The organism is Pseudomonas sp. Xaverov 83 (assembly GCF_019352905.1).
GTDB classification, from domain to species: Bacteria; Pseudomonadota; Gammaproteobacteria; order Pseudomonadales; family Pseudomonadaceae; genus Aquipseudomonas; species Aquipseudomonas yamanorum.
Window position 1 is genome coordinate 19,208 of sequence record NZ_JAAAFU010000002.1, and the last position, 14,839, is coordinate 34,046.

The window sequence follows — 14,839 nt, forward strand, 5'->3', positions numbered from 1 at the left end:
GCGGCGGGCTCAGGACGGGCCCGCCGCCTACGCTTGTCTGGTCCAATCGATTGCAGAGGGCTCTTAGATGAAAATGCTCCCGTTACAAGCTGCCATTGCCGCTGCGCTGTTGAGCGTCGCTGTCGGCATCTCGGCCAAACCGTTGGTCGTCTGCACCGAAGCCAGCCCGGAAGGCTTCGATCCGGTCCTGTACACCACGGCTGTCACCGCCGACGCCGCGGCCGAAACCATGTTCAACCGTCTGGTGGACTTCAAGCCCGGCACCACCGAAGTGATCCCGGCGCTGGCCAAGGACCTGCCGGAAATCAGTGCCGATGGCCTGACCTACACCTTTCACCTGCGTGACGACATCAAGTTCCACACCACCGACTACTTCAAACCCACGCGCAACATGAACGCCGACGACGTGCTCTGGAGCTTCCAGCGCCAGCTGGACCCGAATCACCCGTGGCACAACAAGTCCAACGTGGGCTACCCGTACTTTGAAAGCATGGGCTTCAAGGAACTGCTCAAGAGCGTAGAGAAGACCGATGACCACACCGTGGTCTTCACCCTGACCCGCCCTGAAGCACCATTCCTGGCCGACCTGGCCATGGCGTTTTCCTCGATTCACTCCGCCGAATACGCCGACCAGTTGCTCAAGTCCGGCAAGACCGATGACCTGAACGCCAAGCCCATCGGCACCGGCCCGTTCATCTTCTCGCGCTACGCCAAAGACGCCCAAGTGCGCTTCAAGGCCAACCCGGACTACTTCCGTGGCAAGCCGCCGGCTGACCCGTTGATCCTGGCCATCACCACCGACAGCAACGTGCGCCTGCAAAAGCTCAAGGCCAACGAATGCCAGATCGCGCTGTATCCCAAGCCCGATGACGTGCCGAATGCCAAGGCTGATCCAAACCTGAAAGTCGCGGAACTGGCGGCCATGACCACCAGCTACACCGCCCTGAACACCACCCACAAGTACATGAGCGACGCGCGGGTGCGTCACGCGATCAACATCGCGTTCGACAAAAAAGGCTACAACGAATCCCTGTACGGCAAAGGCAACTCCATCGATGCCACCGGCCCATACCCGCCAACCCTGCTGGGCTTCAGCGACAAGCTGAAAAACCCGCCGCGTGACTTGGACAAGGCCCGCGCCCTGCTCAAGGAAGCCGGCGTACCGGAAGGCACCGAGTTCACCCTGTTCACCCGTAACGGCGGCGGCCCTACCAACCCCAACCCGATGCTCGGCGCCCAGCGCATGCAGGCGGACCTGGCGCAAATCGGCCTGAAAGTGAACATCAAGGTCATGGAATGGGGCGAAATGCTCAAACGCGCCAAGAATGGCGAACATGACATGGTCTCCGCCGGTTGGGCGGGGGATAACGGGGACCCGGATAACTTCCTCACCCCGAACTTGAGTTGCGATGCAGCGAAAAACGGCGAAAACTACGCCCGCTGGTGTAACAAAGAGTTTCAAGACTTGATCGACAAGGCGCGCGCCATCGCTGAACCCACCCAACGCGCTGCACTCTATGAACAAGCACTGGACGTTTTCGAAAAGGACCAACCATGGATTCCCATGGCTTACCCGAAAATGTTCACCGCCATGCGTAAAAACGTCGAAGGTTTTACCCAAAGCCCTCTGACTACAAATAACTTCGCCACCACCCAGGTGAAGTAGATAAGAGACGCTCGGCACCGTCGACATTGACGGTGCCGAACCTGCCTAACCGGCTGATTGAGGTACACAACAAGATGTTTAGTTTTATTGCCCGCCGATTGGGGTTATTGATCCCCACGTTTTTCGGCATCACCTTGCTGACGTTCGCGTTGATTCGCATGATCCCTGGCGACCCCGTCGAAGTCATGATGGGCGAACGACGAGTCGACCCCGAGATGCACGCTCAGGCAATGGAACGCCTTGGTCTGAACAAACCGCTTTACGCGCAATACCTGGATTATGTCGGCAAGCTCGCCCACGGCGACCTCGGCGAATCCCTGCGTACCCGTACCAGCGTGTGGACTGAATTCACCGCACTTTTCCCCGCGACCCTGGAACTGTCCATGGCCGCCCTGTTGTTCGCCGGCATCCTGGGGCTGTTAGCCGGGGTGATCGCGGCCTTGAAGCGAGGATCCCTGTTCGACCATGGGGTGATGGGCATCTCCCTGGCGGGATATTCGATGCCGATCTTCTGGTGGGGCCTGATCCTGATCATGTTCTTCTCCGTGAGCCTGGGCTGGACGCCAGTGTCGGGACGGATCGACCTGCTCTACGACATCGAGCCGCGCACCGGCTTCATGCTGATCGACACCCTGCTGGCTGACGAGCCGGACGCATTCTGGGATGCCCTGCACCACCTGATCCTGCCAGCCATCGTGCTCGGTACCATCCCGCTGGCCGTTATCGCCCGGATGACCCGTTCGTCGATGCTTGAAGTATTGCGCGAAGACTACATCCGCACCGCCAAGGCCAAAGGCCTGTCGCCGGCGCGCGTGGTGTTCGTCCACGGCCTGCGTAACGCCTTGATCCCGGTACTTACCGTGGTCGGCCTGCAAGTCGGCACGTTGCTGGCCGGCGCCGTCCTGACCGAAACCATCTTCTCGTGGCCCGGCATCGGCAAATGGCTGATCGAAGCCATTGGCGCACGGGACTATCCCGTGGTGCAAAACGGCATCCTGTTAATCGCCTGCCTGGTGATTCTGGTGAACTTCGTGGTGGATATCCTCTACGGCTTCGCCAACCCACGCATCCGTCACCAGCGCTGAGATCATGACCATGACCACACCTACTCCCGCGGTAGCAGTCGATCAAAGCCTGCTGTACCCGTCCCCGTACAAAGAATTCTGGCAAGCCTTTTCCAAGAACAAGGGCGCCGTTGCCGGCCTGCTGTTCATGTTGCTGGTGGTGTTTTGCGCGATCTTCGCCCCTTGGGTGGCCCCGCATAACCCGAGCGAGCAATACCGTGACTTCCTGCTGACCCCTCCGGCCTGGCTGGAAGGTGGGCAGATCCAGTTCCTGCTGGGCACCGACGAACTGGGCCGTGACCTGCTGTCGCGGCTGATCCAGGGTTCGCGCCTGTCGTTGCTGATCGGCTTGTCGTCGGTAGTCATGTCGCTGATCCCGGGGATCCTGCTGGGTCTGTTCGCCGGGTTCTTCCCGCGCCTGCTTGGCCCGACCATCATGCGTCTGATGGACATCATGCTGGCCCTGCCGTCGCTGCTGCTGGCTGTAGCCATTGTGGCGATCCTCGGCCCTGGCCTGATCAACACCGTGATCGCCATCGCGATCGTGTCGCTGCCGTCCTATGTCCGCCTGACCCGCGCTGCGGTGATGGGCGAACTGAACCGTGACTACGTGACCGCCGCCCGCCTTGCTGGCGCCGGCCTGCCGCGCCTGATGTTCGTCACCGTGCTGCCGAACTGTATGGCGCCGCTGATCGTTCAGGCCACCCTGAGTTTCTCCTCGGCGATTCTCGATGCTGCCGCCCTGGGCTTCCTGGGCCTTGGCGTACAACCGCCAACCCCTGAGTGGGGCACCATGCTGGCCTCGGCCCGCGACTACATCGAACGCGCCTGGTGGGTCGTGAGCCTGCCTGGCTTGACCATTTTGCTCAGCGTGCTGGCAATCAACCTGATGGGCGACGGGCTGCGCGATGCGCTGGACCCGAAACTCAAGAATGCCGCCTGAGGAGATTCCCATGTCACTGCTAGAAATCAAGAATCTCAATGTCCGCTTCGGCGACAAGACCGCCGTGCCGGTGGTCGATGGCCTCGACATCTCCGTCGACAAAGGCGAAGTACTGGCGATCGTTGGCGAGTCCGGTTCGGGTAAATCCGTGACCATGATGGCGCTGATGGGCCTGATCGAGCACCCCGGCATCGTCACTGCCGACGCCCTGAACTTCGACGGCAAGGACATGCTCAAGCTGAGCAACCGTCAGCGTCGGCAGATCGTCGGCAAAGACCTGGCGATGGTCTTCCAGGACCCGATGACCGCCCTGAACCCCAGCTACACCGTGGGTTTCCAGATCGAAGAAGTGCTGCGTCTGCACTTGAAAATGTCCGGCAAGCAAGCACGCAAGCGTGCCATCGAACTGCTGGAAAAGGTGGAAATCCCGGGCGCTGCCAGCCGTATGGATGCCTACCCGCACCAGTTGTCCGGTGGTATGAGCCAGCGTGTGGCTATCGCCATGGCCATCGCCGGCGAGCCGAAACTGCTGATCGCCGATGAACCGACCACTGCACTCGACGTGACCATCCAGGCCCAGATCATGGACCTGCTGCTGGCCTTGCAGAAAGAGCAGAACATGGGCCTGGTGCTGATCACCCACGACCTCGCGGTGGTGGCCGAAACCGCCCAGCGCGTGTGCGTGATGTACGCCGGCCAAGCCGTAGAAGTCGGCCAGGTGCCGCAGCTGTTCGACATCCCGGCGCACCCGTACAGCGAAGCGCTGCTCAAGGCGATTCCCGAGCACAGCCTGGGCGCCACGCGCCTGGCCACGCTGCCGGGTATCGTTCCCGGCCGTTATGACCGCCCGCAGGGTTGCCTGCTGTCGCCCCGCTGCCCGTATGTGCAGGAATCCTGCCGCGCCCAACGCCCGGGCCTTGACCCGAAAAGCAACAGCCTTGCCCGCTGCTTCTACCCGCTGAATCAGGAGGTGGCGTAATGGCCGTCGTACTTACCGCCCGCGACCTGACCCGTCACTACGAAGTGTCCCGTGGCCTGTTCAAGGGCCACGCCCTGGTGCGTGCGCTCAACGGTGTGTCGTTCGAGCTGGAAGCCGGCAAGACCCTCGCGGTCGTGGGCGAATCCGGTTGCGGCAAATCCACCCTGGCCCGCGCCCTGACCTTGATTGAAGAGCCGTCTTCCGGCTCGCTGAAAATCGCCGGCCAGGAAGTGGCCGGTGCCGACAAGGCCCAGCGCAAGCAATTGCGCAAAGACGTGCAGATGGTGTTCCAGAGCCCGTACGCCTCGCTGAACCCGCGCCAGAAAGTCGGTGACCAACTGGGCGAGCCGCTGCTGATCAACACCAACCTGTCCGCCGCCGAACGCCGCGAAAAGGTCCAGGCGATGATGAAGCAAGTGGGCCTGCGCCCGGAGCATTATCAGCGCTACCCGCACATGTTCTCCGGTGGCCAGCGCCAGCGGATCGCACTGGCCCGGGCAATGATGCTGCAACCGAAAGTGCTGGTGGCGGATGAACCGACCTCGGCGTTGGACGTGTCGATCCAGGCCCAGGTACTGAACCTGTTCATGGACCTGCAGCAGGAATTCAACACCGCCTACGTGTTCATCTCCCACAACCTCGCGGTGGTGCAACACGTCGCCGACGACGTGATGGTGATGTACCTCGGCCGCCCGGTGGAAGTGGGCCCGAAGGAAGACATCTATGCGCGCCCGCTGCACCCGTACACCCAGGCGTTGCTGTCGGCGACCCCGACCATTCATCCGGATCCCAACAAACCAAAGATCAAAATCGTCGGCGAGTTGCCCAACCCGTTGAACCCGCCGTCTGGCTGCGCCTTCCACAAGCGCTGCCCGTACGCGACCCAGCTGTGCAGCACCGATGAACCGGTGCTGCGACCACTGGACAACCGCCAGGTGGCTTGCCACTACGCGGAGCAATTTGTGGTCTGACGTGCAAAAAAATGCTCTGGAGGGTGAGTCCAGAGCATTCCAGTGTTCTACAGCCCTTCTTGTCGGATAGCGCATCTGTCCGGCAAGAGGGGCTTTCTTTTGCCCGCGTTACTTACGTATCGCTGTCCCCATCGTTGTAGGTGTCGCTGTCTTCGCCGTCATTGTCCGGGTTCTCGGCATCGTCATCGTCCTTGGAGCCGCCCTGGTTTTCGTCACCGGGCTCGGATTCACTCTTGGCCAACTGCAAGCCACCCGCCTGCACCGTCTTCACCGCCACAAAACCCGTGCCATGGCTCTGCACCGCCGTCGTGGCCCACGCGGAAGACATACCCAATGACAACATCACCAGCACTTTGAGCAACAGCACCACACGTTGAAAGATACTCATGGTCGAATTCCGCCCAGTCAGGAGTTGAATTGCGTACGACAGCTGTCCGCCGTCGCCTTGCTTCAAGCTAGTCCCGAACTGAAGTTTTCGCCAATGAAACAACCCGGATAGCAGCCAAAGAAAAAGGCGAAGCCATCACAGCTTCGCCCTCTCTTATATCCCTAACCCTTAGTGATGCTCACGGGTCGCGCGGAATTTCACATCCGGCCAGCGCTCTTCCATCAGCGCCAGGTTGACCCGGGTCGGGGCCAGATAGGTCAGGTGACCACCGCCGTCGATCGCGAGGTTTTCCACGGCCTTGATCTTGAACTCTTCCAGCTTCTTCTTATCGCTGCAATCGATCCAGCGCGCGGAGTACACGGTGATCGGCTCGTAGGAGCATTCCACCTTGTATTCCTCTTTCAGACGGCTGGCCACCACATCGAACTGCAGCACACCGACGGCGCCGAGGATGATGTCGTTGCTGCGCTCCGGGAAGAACACCTGAGTGGCGCCCTCTTCCGCCAACTGCTGCAAACCCTGGCGCAGTTGCTTGGATTTCAGCGGGTCACGCAGGCGTACGCGGCGGAACAGTTCCGGGGCGAAGTGCGGGATACCGGTGAAGCCCAGCGCTTCGCCTTCGGTGAAGGTGTCGCCGATCTGGATGGTGCCGTGGTTGTGCAAGCCGATGATGTCGCCGGCAAACGCTTCTTCCAGTTGCTCACGCTCGGAGGAGAAGAAGGTCAGGGCGTCGCCGATGCGCACGTCCTTGCCGGTGCGCACGTGGCGCATCTTCATGCCTTTTTCGTATTTGCCGGAGCAGATGCGCATAAAGGCGATACGGTCGCGGTGCTTGGGATCCATGTTCGCCTGGATCTTGAACACGAAGCCGGCAAACTTCTCTTCCACCGGTTCAACGGTACGCTCGTTGGCAACACGGGCCAGCGGCTTGGGAGCCCAATTGACCACGGCGTCGAGCACGTGATCGACACCGAAGTTGCCCAGGGCGGTACCGAAGAACACCGGCGTCAGCTGGCCGTCGAGGAATTCCTGCTGGTTGAACTCGTGGCAGGCGCCCTGCACCAGTTCCAGTTGATCGACAAACCGGTCGTACTCGTCACCCAGGTGGGCGCGGGCTTCGTCGGAGTCGAGCTTCTCGATGATTTTCACATCGGTCCGTTCGTGGCCATGGCCGGCGGTGTACACAATGATGTAGTCGTCGGCCAGGTGGTACACGCCCTTAAAGTCGCGGTAGCAACCAATCGGCCAGGTGATTGGCGCGGCCTTGATCTTCAGGACGGCTTCGATTTCGTCCAGCAGTTCGATCGGGTCGCGGATGTCACGGTCGAGTTTGTTGATAAAGCTGACAATCGGCGTGTCCCGCAGGCGGCAGACGTCCATCAGCGCGATGGTACGTGGCTCAACGCCTTTACCGCCGTCGAGGACCATCAGCGCCGAGTCAACCGCCGTCAAGGTGCGGTAGGTGTCTTCGGAGAAGTCTTCGTGGCCCGGAGTGTCGAGCAGGTTGATCATGTGGTCGCGATACGGGAACTGCATGACCGACGTGGTAATGGAAATACCACGCTGCTTTTCCATTTCCATCCAGTCGGAGGTGGCATGGCGGTCGGATTTACGGGATTTCACCGTGCCGGCCACCGCGATCGCCTTGCCCATCAGCAACAGCTTTTCGGTGATGGTGGTTTTACCGGCATCGGGGTGGGAAATAATGGCGAAAGTGCGGCGTTTCGCGACTTCGGCGGCCTGGTGGGTCATGGGAAATCGCCTGGCAGGTGAGTCAAAAAAGGGCGGCGAGTATAGCGCAACCCCGGGGTTACAGACCACCGTTCACCCCATTGGGGGTGGCTAATTGCTGCCAAGTATGGAACCTTTTAAAAGGTAGAGACGTCCACTCCCCTGCTATCGCACTCGTAACAGGGGCTGAAAAATCAGCAAGTTAGCCTGACGAGGCTGCGCTCATGGCTCGACCGCATACCGCGTTGCCGGTAGGGGCGAGCTGCTATTCGCGACCACATTCGCCGACAGCCAGGAATGGCATTGCCGCTCGGAAATGTGTTCGCCGACAAAAGAAAAAAGGAGTCCGCCTGTGGCTATTCGCTATGGCAAAGGGCTGATAGGAGGAGCGGTTGTCGTCGCTCTCCTGGCCCTGCTGGTCCACTGGATTGGCATCAACACGATCGAACTGTACCGCGACGATTTGTTGTTTTACCTGCAAGCTCACTTGATCCTCGTCCTTGTTTCAATGCTGGCCGCCCTGATCGTAGGGATTCCCGCCGGTATCCTGCTCAGCCGACCCAACATGGTCGGGCGCGCAGAACGCTTCATGCAGATCTTCAACATCGGCAATACCGTCCCTCCCCTGGCCGTACTGGCCATCGCCCTCGGTGTCCTTGGCATCGGCAGCGGCCCCGCGATCTTCGCGCTGTTCCTCGCCTCGTTGCTGCCCATCGTGCGCAACACCTATGAAGGCCTGAAAAACGTTCAAGGTTCCCTGAAAGAAGCTGCCGTCGGCATCGGCATGACGCCGCGCCAGGTGCTGTTTCGCGTAGAACTGCCCAACGCCGTGCCGATCATCATCGGCGGTGTGCGCGTCGCGCTGGCGATCAACGTCGGTACCGCGCCCCTGGCGTTCCTGATTGGCGCCAACAGCCTGGGCAGCCTGATCTTCCCCGGCATCGCCTTGAACAATCAGCCGCAACTGCTGCTCGGCGCCGCGTGCACCGCGCTGCTGGCCTTGCTGCTCGACGGTCTGGTGACCATGGCCAGCCGCCTTTGGCTGGAACGCGGGTTGCGTCCGTCTTAAGGCTTTGGCCCCGTCTTAGGCCTGAAACAGGAATTCACATGAAAAAACTGACGTTGATATTGAGCTGCGTCCTGCTGTTCGCAGGGTTTGCGCAAGCCGCTGAAAAACCGGTCATCCGCATCGGCGCCCGGGTGTTCACTGAACAGACCCTGCTCGCCGAAATCACTTCCCAGTACCTGCGCACCAAGGGTTACGACACCCGTGTGACCGGCGGCCTGGGCAGCAACCTGGCGCGCAGTGCCCAGGAAAGCGGGCAACTGGACCTGATCTGGGAATACACCGGTGTGTCGCTGGTGGCCTACAACCATGTCGACGAGAAGCTCGACAGCGAACAGTCCTACGCCCGAGTGAAAGAACTCGATGCGAAAAAAGGCCTGGTATGGCTGTCCCCTTCGAAATTCAGCAACACCTACGCCCTGGCCCTGCCAGAGAACGTGGCCAAGGAATTCCCGCAGATCAACAGCATCAGCGACCTGACCGCGGCACTGGCCGAGAAAACCAAGGAAAACCGCCTGGTGGCCCTGGACACCGAGTTCGCCAACCGTTCCGACGGCATGGCCGGCATGGTCAAGCTGTACGACATGAACCTGACCCGCAAAAACACCCGGCAGATGGACGCCGGCCTGGTCTACACCGCGCTGCGTAATGGCCAGGTGTTTGCCGGTTTGGTCTATACCACCGACGGTCGCCTGAACGCCTTCAAATTGAAGCTGCTGGAAGACGACAAGCATTACTTCCCGGACTACACCGCCGCGCCGGTGGTGCGTCAGGTTTACCTCAATGCCCACCCGCAACTGGCCGCTGATCTCAAGCCGTTGGCTGCGCTGTTCGACGACGAAACCATGCGCCAGCTGAACGCGCGGGTCGACGTCGACCATGAAAGCCCGTCCGCCGTGGCCGCAGATTTTCTGCGCCAGCATCCGATCAACTAAGAGGAGAAGACATGGAATTCCTGAACGCCTTTTCCCATCTTGATTGGGCCCAAGTCCTGCACCTGACCTGGCAGCACATCACCCTGGTCGGCATTGCAGTGATCCTGGCAATCGTCGTAGGCGTGCCCTTGGGCGTGCTGATGACCCGCTTCCCGACCCTCGCCGGCCCACTGCAAGCCAGCGCCACGGTGCTGCTGACCGTGCCGTCGATTGCCTTGTTCGGCCTGCTGCTGCCGTTCTACTCCAAGTTCGGCCAGGGCCTGGGGCCGATGCCGGCGATCACCGCCGTGTTTCTCTATTCCCTGCTGCCCATCATGCGTAACACCTACCTCGCCCTCACTGGCGTCGAGCCGGGCATCCGCGAAGCCGCCAAAGGCATCGGCATGACCTTCGGCCAGCGCCTGCGCATGGTCGAGCTGCCGATTGCCGTACCGGTGATCCTCGCCGGTGTGCGCACGGCCGTGGTGATGAACATTGGTGTGATGACCATCGCCGCCACCATCGGCGCCGGTGGCCTGGGTGTACTTATTCTGGCTTCCATCAGCCGCAGCGACATGTCGATGCTGATCGTTGGCGCCGTACTGGTCAGTCTCCTGGCCATCTTCGCCGACCTGCTTCTGCAATGGCTGCAACGCACGCTGACTCCAAAAGGACTGCTCAAATGATCGAACTTCAAAACCTGACCAAGACCTTCCAAAGCAACGGCAAGACCATCACCGCCGTTGATTCCGTAAGCCTGACCGTCAACGAAGGCGAAATTTGCGTGTTCCTCGGCCCATCGGGCTGCGGCAAAAGCACCACGCTGAAAATGATCAACCGCCTGATCAAGCCGACCTCCGGCAAGATCCTGATCAACGGCGAAGACACCACCGACCTGGATGAAGTGACCCTGCGTCGCAACATCGGCTACGTGATCCAGCAGATCGGCCTGTTCCCGAACATGACCATCGAAGAAAACATCGTGGTGGTGCCCAAGCTGCTGGGCTGGGACAAGCAGAAATGCCACGACCGCGCCCGCGAATTGATGAGCATGATCAAGCTGGAGCCCAAGCAGTACCTGCATCGCTACCCGCGTGAACTGTCCGGTGGCCAGCAACAGCGGATCGGCGTGATCCGCGCCCTGGCGGCGGATGCACCGTTGCTGCTGATGGATGAGCCGTTCGGCGCGGTCGACCCGATCAACCGCGAGATGATCCAGAACGAATTCTTCGAGATGCAGCGTGCGCTGAACAAGACCGTGATCATGGTCAGCCACGACATCGACGAAGCCATCAAGCTGGGTGACAAGATCGCGATCTTCCGCGCCGGCAAGCTGCTGCAGATCGACCACCCGGACACCCTGCTGGCCCACCCTGCAGACGAATTCGTCAGCAACTTTGTAGGCCAGGACAGCACCCTCAAGCGCCTGTTGCTGGTGAAAGCTGAAGATGCGGCGGATAACGCGCCGTCGGTCAGCCCGGAGACGCCAGTGGCGGACGCCCTGGAGCAGATGGACGAACTGGACCGTCGCTACGTGGTGGTGACCGACGCCGAGAACAAAGCCCTGGGTTATGTGCGACGTCGCGACCTGCATCGTCAGACCGGTACCTGCGGCCAATACCTGCGCGAGTTCAACGCCACGGCGGCGTACGACGAGCATTTGCGCATCCTGTTGTCGCGCATGTACGAGTTCAACCGCTCGTGGTTGCCGGTGATGGATGCGGAGCGGGTGTTCCTGGGGGAAGTGACCCAGGAGTCGATTGCCGAGTACCTGAGTTCCGGTAAGTCCCGTGGGGGCAAGACCAGTATTGTGTCGCCTGCCGAGACAGCGCTGGCCTGATAGACCGCTATCGCGGGCAAGCCCGGCTCCCACATTGAATTGCATTCATCTGTTGGAATGCATTCCCCTGTGGGAGCCGGGCTTGCCCGCGATGAAGGCAGCACAAATCCTTCTGAATTACCCCTCCCGGGGAACATCAATCCGTCATACCGGTCGGTTACATAAGTAGCTGCACACGGCCTCACGACGAACGCGTGCAAAAACGCGACATTTTTAGTTGATCTATAGCCCCTCACGTCCTAAAGTTCGCGCCGAACGTCCATGCTGGAAACGATCCATCCGGCTCAAGTACTGACGACGAGACAGCAAGGCCAAGGGAAGCGGTTGATCCCATGGCCTTTTTGCTTTCGGCGACATGCCTTGGGAAGTAGGCGAACCAAAGTGGGGATACGGAGGACGTTCATTTGCACCCATTGATCAATTTAGTTTGCCAGTAGGAGTTCCCAGCATGTCGATCCAGGTCGAAGACTATTTCGCGCGCGCCACTTTTGACAAAATGAAGGCGTTCGCTGACACCCAGGAAACCCCGTTCGTGGTGATCGACACCGCGATGATCAGCCAGGCCTACGATGACCTGCGCGCCGGTTTCGAATTCGCCAAGGTGTATTACGCCGTCAAGGCCAACCCGGCCGTCGAGATCATCGACCTGCTCAAAGACAAGGGTTCGAGCTTCGACATCGCGTCGATCTACGAGCTGGACAAGGTCATGGACCGCGGCGTCAGCCCTGACCGTATCAGCTACGGCAACACCATCAAGAAATCCAAGGACATCCGCTACTTCTACGAGAAAGGCGTGCGCCTGTTCTCCACCGACTCCGAAGCCGACCTGCGCAACATCGCCAAGGCCGCCCCGGGTTCGAAAGTGTATGTACGTATTCTCACCGAAGGCTCGACCACGGCTGACTGGCCTCTGTCGCGCAAATTCGGCTGCCAGACCGACATGGCCATGGACCTGCTGATCCTCGCCCGCGACCTGGGCCTGGTGCCTTACGGCATCTCCTTCCACGTCGGCTCGCAACAGCGTGACATCAGCGTGTGGGACGCGGCGATTGCCAAGGTCAAAGTGATCTTCGAGCGCCTGAAGGAAGAAGACGGCATCCACCTCAAGCTGATCAACATGGGCGGCGGCTTCCCGGCCAACTACATCACCCGCACCAACAGCCTGGAAACCTACGCCGAGGAAATCATCCGCTTCCTCAAGGAAGACTTCGGTGACGACTTGCCGGAAATCATCCTGGAGCCGGGCCGTTCGTTGATCGCCAACGCCGGCATCCTGGTCAGCGAAGTGGTACTGGTTGCGCGTAAATCCCGCACCGCCGTCGAGCGTTGGGTATACACCGACGTGGGCAAATTCTCCGGCCTGATCGAAACCATGGACGAAGCCATCAAGTTCCCGATCTGGACCGAGAAGAAAGGCGAGATGGAAGAAGTGGTCATCGCCGGCCCGACCTGCGACAGCGCCGACATCATGTACGAGAACTACAAGTACGGCCTGCCGCTGAACCTGGCGATTGGCGACCGGATGTACTGGTTGTCCACCGGTGCGTACACCACCAGCTACAGCGCTGTTGAGTTCAACGGCTTCCCGCCGTTGAAATCGTTCTACCTGTAAACGCACGCCCTGATCGTTCCCACGCTCTGCGTGGGAACGTATCCGGTGACGCTCTGCGTCACGCCCTTAGAGCGGACGCAGAGCGCCCAGGGCGGCATTTCCACGCAGAGCATGGGAACGATCAAGTTCAATGGCATGCTCTTGATAAATCTCGGCCATCGCCCGTATCTGCGGATCATTGGCGGCAGACAACGCCTTGTGCGCCACCCGCAAGAACTTCAAATTCCCGCCCGCCATGGCCTTGCGCAACCATTCCAGTGCCGTTTCTATCTCGCCCCGGTCCGCCAACACCGCCGCATAACTGAACTGCCCGCGAAAATCCCCGCCTTCTGCTGACCGGCGATACCACGCCACCGCAGCCTCCAGATCCCTCGGGCAGAACTGCCCTTCTTCCAGATAACGCCCCAGCAGGTTCATCGACTTGGCATGGCCCAGTTCCGCCGCCTGTCGATAACACTCCAGCGCTTGGTTATGGTCCTCGGCAACCCCGCGCCCGGTCGCCAGCAGGTTGGCGTAGTTGTACAAGCTCCAATCCAGACCGGCCTCGGCCGCCAGCCGATATTCCCGGGCCGCCGCCACGGCATCTGCCCCACCACCCCAACCATGCTCCAGGCAACGCCCTAGCATGTTGCGCGCCATCAAATGCCCACCGTGGGCCGCGATCCGGAACCAGCGCACCGCCAGTGCTTCATCGCGTTCGATGCCGCGGCCTTCCAGCAGGATTTGCCCGAGCAGCGCCTGGGCATCCACAACACCCTCTTTCGCCGCGATCAAAATCGCCTGGGCGGCGCGCACCGGGGAATCGTCGAGCATAGCCTGCAATTGCTCAACGTTGAGGACTTCTTCACGGCGCAATAAAAAGCCCATGGTCAGACCTCAACCCAGCGGCGCAGCAGATTGTGATAGGTGCCGGTGAGCTGGATCAGCGCCGGGTGGTCGGGCACGTCCCGACTCAGTTGCTGGATCGCACCGTCCATCTCGAACAGCAGCGTGCGCTGGCTGTCTTCGCGCACCAGGCTTTGGGTCCAGAAAAACGAGGCGTAGCGCGCGCCACGGGTCACGGCGTTGACTTTGTGCAGGCTGGAGCCGGGGTATAGCACCATGTCGCCCGCCGGCAACTTCACCCGCTGCAGGCCGAAGGTGTCCTGGATTTCCAGCTCGCCGCCGTCGTAGTCATCGGGGTCGCTGAAAAATACCGTGGAGGAAAGGTCGGTGCGCACCCGCTCGTGGCTGCCCTTGGACTGGCGCACGGCATTGTCGATATGAAAGTCGAAACTGCCACCGGCGGTGTAACAGTTGAGCAACGGAGGGAAGACCTTGTGCGGTAACGCCGCCGACATGAACAGCGGATTTTTCCACAGCCGATCAAGGATCGCCGCGCCGATTTCCTGTGCCAGTGGGTGGCCTTCCGGCAGTTGCAGGTTGTGTTTGGCCTTGGCCGATTGATGCCCGGCAGTGATTTTGCCGTCGGCCCACTCGGTGTGCGTCAGGGCTTCGCGGATGCGCAGCACTTCCTCGCGAGAGAACAGGCCGGGAATGTGCAGCAACATGTAGGCATTACCTGAAAACAGTGAGGCGCCAATGGTAGTGATTCTTATTGACTGTGTACAACCCCACTGCCGCGCAATAGACGAACGAGAATGTAAAAACCGTAAGCAAAAAGTG

The 14,839-nt window shown here is 60.5% G+C and carries 14 protein-coding genes; 10 read left to right on the top strand and 4 right to left on the bottom strand.

The features are described from left to right. Positions 1-67 precede the first annotated feature (67 nt). The 5 genes from K0H47_RS00245 (at position 68) to K0H47_RS00265 (ending at position 5,623) form a co-directional block, all read left to right on the top strand. On the top strand, positions 68-1,666 hold the full coding sequence (locus K0H47_RS00245; protein ID WP_063027096.1) for an ABC transporter substrate-binding protein: 1,599 nt from the start codon (positions 68-70) through the stop codon (positions 1,664-1,666). Positions 1,667-1,740: 74 nt separating this feature from the next. After that, a complete protein-coding gene (locus K0H47_RS00250) occupies positions 1,741-2,751 on the top strand; it encodes an ABC transporter permease subunit (protein WP_003215992.1) in 1,011 nt (336 codons plus the stop codon). A 10-nt stretch (positions 2,752-2,761) separates the two neighbouring features. Further along, the gene (locus K0H47_RS00255; RefSeq protein ID WP_010175067.1) at positions 2,762-3,673 is read left to right on the top strand and encodes an ABC transporter permease subunit; all 912 of its coding nucleotides are present in this window, start codon (positions 2,762-2,764) and stop codon (positions 3,671-3,673) included. Positions 3,674-3,683: 10 nt separating this feature from the next. Continuing rightward, entirely contained in the window at positions 3,684-4,652 is a 969-nt protein-coding gene (locus K0H47_RS00260; RefSeq protein WP_008437263.1) for an ABC transporter ATP-binding protein, read from the top strand. Continuing rightward, the gene (locus K0H47_RS00265; protein WP_003215987.1) at positions 4,652-5,623 is read left to right on the top strand and encodes a peptide ABC transporter ATP-binding protein; all 972 of its coding nucleotides are present in this window, start codon (positions 4,652-4,654) and stop codon (positions 5,621-5,623) included. The genes K0H47_RS00260 and K0H47_RS00265 overlap by 1 nt, the downstream gene beginning before the upstream one ends. 112 nt (positions 5,624-5,735) lie before the next feature. On the opposite strand, the gene K0H47_RS00270 is transcribed toward K0H47_RS00265, so the two are convergent. Next, complete coding sequence (locus K0H47_RS00270; protein ID WP_063027094.1) at positions 5,736-6,011, bottom strand: hypothetical protein; 276 nt, start codon at positions 6,009-6,011, stop codon at positions 5,736-5,738. Between the two features lie 168 nt (positions 6,012-6,179). After that, a complete protein-coding gene (locus K0H47_RS00275) occupies positions 6,180-7,763 on the bottom strand; it encodes a peptide chain release factor 3 (RefSeq protein ID WP_017477767.1) in 1,584 nt (527 codons plus the stop codon). A 295-nt stretch (positions 7,764-8,058) separates the two neighbouring features. Between K0H47_RS00275 and K0H47_RS00280 the strand changes: the two genes are divergently transcribed. The 5 genes from K0H47_RS00280 to K0H47_RS00300 all read left to right on the top strand — a co-directional run bounded on the left by K0H47_RS00280 (position 8,059) and on the right by K0H47_RS00300 (position 13,174). Next, complete coding sequence (locus K0H47_RS00280) at positions 8,059-8,811, top strand: ABC transporter permease (RefSeq protein ID WP_233092015.1); 753 nt, start codon at positions 8,059-8,061, stop codon at positions 8,809-8,811. A 38-nt stretch (positions 8,812-8,849) separates the two neighbouring features. Beyond that, complete coding sequence (locus tag K0H47_RS00285; RefSeq protein ID WP_177070242.1) at positions 8,850-9,743, top strand: glycine betaine ABC transporter substrate-binding protein; 894 nt, start codon at positions 8,850-8,852, stop codon at positions 9,741-9,743. An 11-nt stretch (positions 9,744-9,754) separates the two neighbouring features. Continuing rightward, entirely contained in the window at positions 9,755-10,408 is a 654-nt protein-coding gene (locus tag K0H47_RS00290; protein WP_003215973.1) for an ABC transporter permease, read from the top strand. After that, complete coding sequence (locus K0H47_RS00295; protein WP_008437274.1) at positions 10,405-11,562, top strand: betaine/proline/choline family ABC transporter ATP-binding protein; 1,158 nt, start codon at positions 10,405-10,407, stop codon at positions 11,560-11,562. The genes K0H47_RS00290 and K0H47_RS00295 overlap by 4 nt, the downstream gene beginning before the upstream one ends. A 448-nt stretch (positions 11,563-12,010) precedes the next feature. Continuing rightward, the gene (locus tag K0H47_RS00300) at positions 12,011-13,174 is read left to right on the top strand and encodes a type III PLP-dependent enzyme (RefSeq protein WP_003215969.1); all 1,164 of its coding nucleotides are present in this window, start codon (positions 12,011-12,013) and stop codon (positions 13,172-13,174) included. A gap of 66 nt (positions 13,175-13,240) precedes the next feature. On the opposite strand, the gene K0H47_RS00305 is transcribed toward K0H47_RS00300, so the two are convergent. Together K0H47_RS00305 and K0H47_RS00310 are read right to left on the bottom strand one after the other, a co-directional pair. Then, positions 13,241-14,041: a tetratricopeptide repeat protein gene (locus K0H47_RS00305; RefSeq protein ID WP_219271708.1), complete on the bottom strand. Its 801-nt coding sequence runs from the start codon at positions 14,039-14,041 to the stop codon at positions 13,241-13,243. A 2-nt stretch (positions 14,042-14,043) separates the two neighbouring features. Continuing rightward, positions 14,044-14,724, bottom strand: coding sequence for a Fe2+-dependent dioxygenase (locus K0H47_RS00310; RefSeq protein ID WP_063027088.1), 681 nt, complete (start codon positions 14,722-14,724; stop codon positions 14,044-14,046). Positions 14,725-14,839: the final 115 nt, after the last annotated feature.

Bases quoted from the DNA above. Each gene is read 5' to 3' on its own strand.
- K0H47_RS00280 (WP_233092015.1), top strand. From the start codon at position 8,059: ATGTGTTCGCCGACAAAAGAAAAAAGGAGTCCGCCTGTGGCTATTCGC.
- K0H47_RS00300 (WP_003215969.1), top strand. From the start codon at position 12,011: ATGTCGATCCAGGTCGAAGACTATTTCGCGCGCGCCACTTTTGACAAA.
- K0H47_RS00265 (WP_003215987.1), top strand. From the start codon at position 4,652: ATGGCCGTCGTACTTACCGCCCGCGACCTGACCCGTCACTACGAAGTG.
- K0H47_RS00290 (WP_003215973.1), top strand. From the start codon at position 9,755: ATGGAATTCCTGAACGCCTTTTCCCATCTTGATTGGGCCCAAGTCCTG.
- K0H47_RS00275 (WP_017477767.1), bottom strand. From the start codon at position 7,763: ATGACCCACCAGGCCGCCGAAGTCGCGAAACGCCGCACTTTCGCCATT.
- K0H47_RS00310 (WP_063027088.1), bottom strand. From the start codon at position 14,724: ATGTTGCTGCACATTCCCGGCCTGTTCTCTCGCGAGGAAGTGCTGCGC.
- K0H47_RS00260 (WP_008437263.1), top strand. From the start codon at position 3,684: ATGTCACTGCTAGAAATCAAGAATCTCAATGTCCGCTTCGGCGACAAG.
- K0H47_RS00285 (WP_177070242.1), top strand. From the start codon at position 8,850: ATGAAAAAACTGACGTTGATATTGAGCTGCGTCCTGCTGTTCGCAGGG.
- K0H47_RS00270 (WP_063027094.1), bottom strand. From the start codon at position 6,011: ATGAGTATCTTTCAACGTGTGGTGCTGTTGCTCAAAGTGCTGGTGATG.
- K0H47_RS00250 (WP_003215992.1), top strand. From the start codon at position 1,741: ATGTTTAGTTTTATTGCCCGCCGATTGGGGTTATTGATCCCCACGTTT.
- K0H47_RS00295 (WP_008437274.1), top strand. From the start codon at position 10,405: ATGATCGAACTTCAAAACCTGACCAAGACCTTCCAAAGCAACGGCAAG.
- K0H47_RS00255 (WP_010175067.1), top strand. From the start codon at position 2,762: ATGACCACACCTACTCCCGCGGTAGCAGTCGATCAAAGCCTGCTGTAC.
- K0H47_RS00245 (WP_063027096.1), top strand. From the start codon at position 68: ATGAAAATGCTCCCGTTACAAGCTGCCATTGCCGCTGCGCTGTTGAGC.
- K0H47_RS00305 (WP_219271708.1), bottom strand. From the start codon at position 14,041: ATGGGCTTTTTATTGCGCCGTGAAGAAGTCCTCAACGTTGAGCAATTG.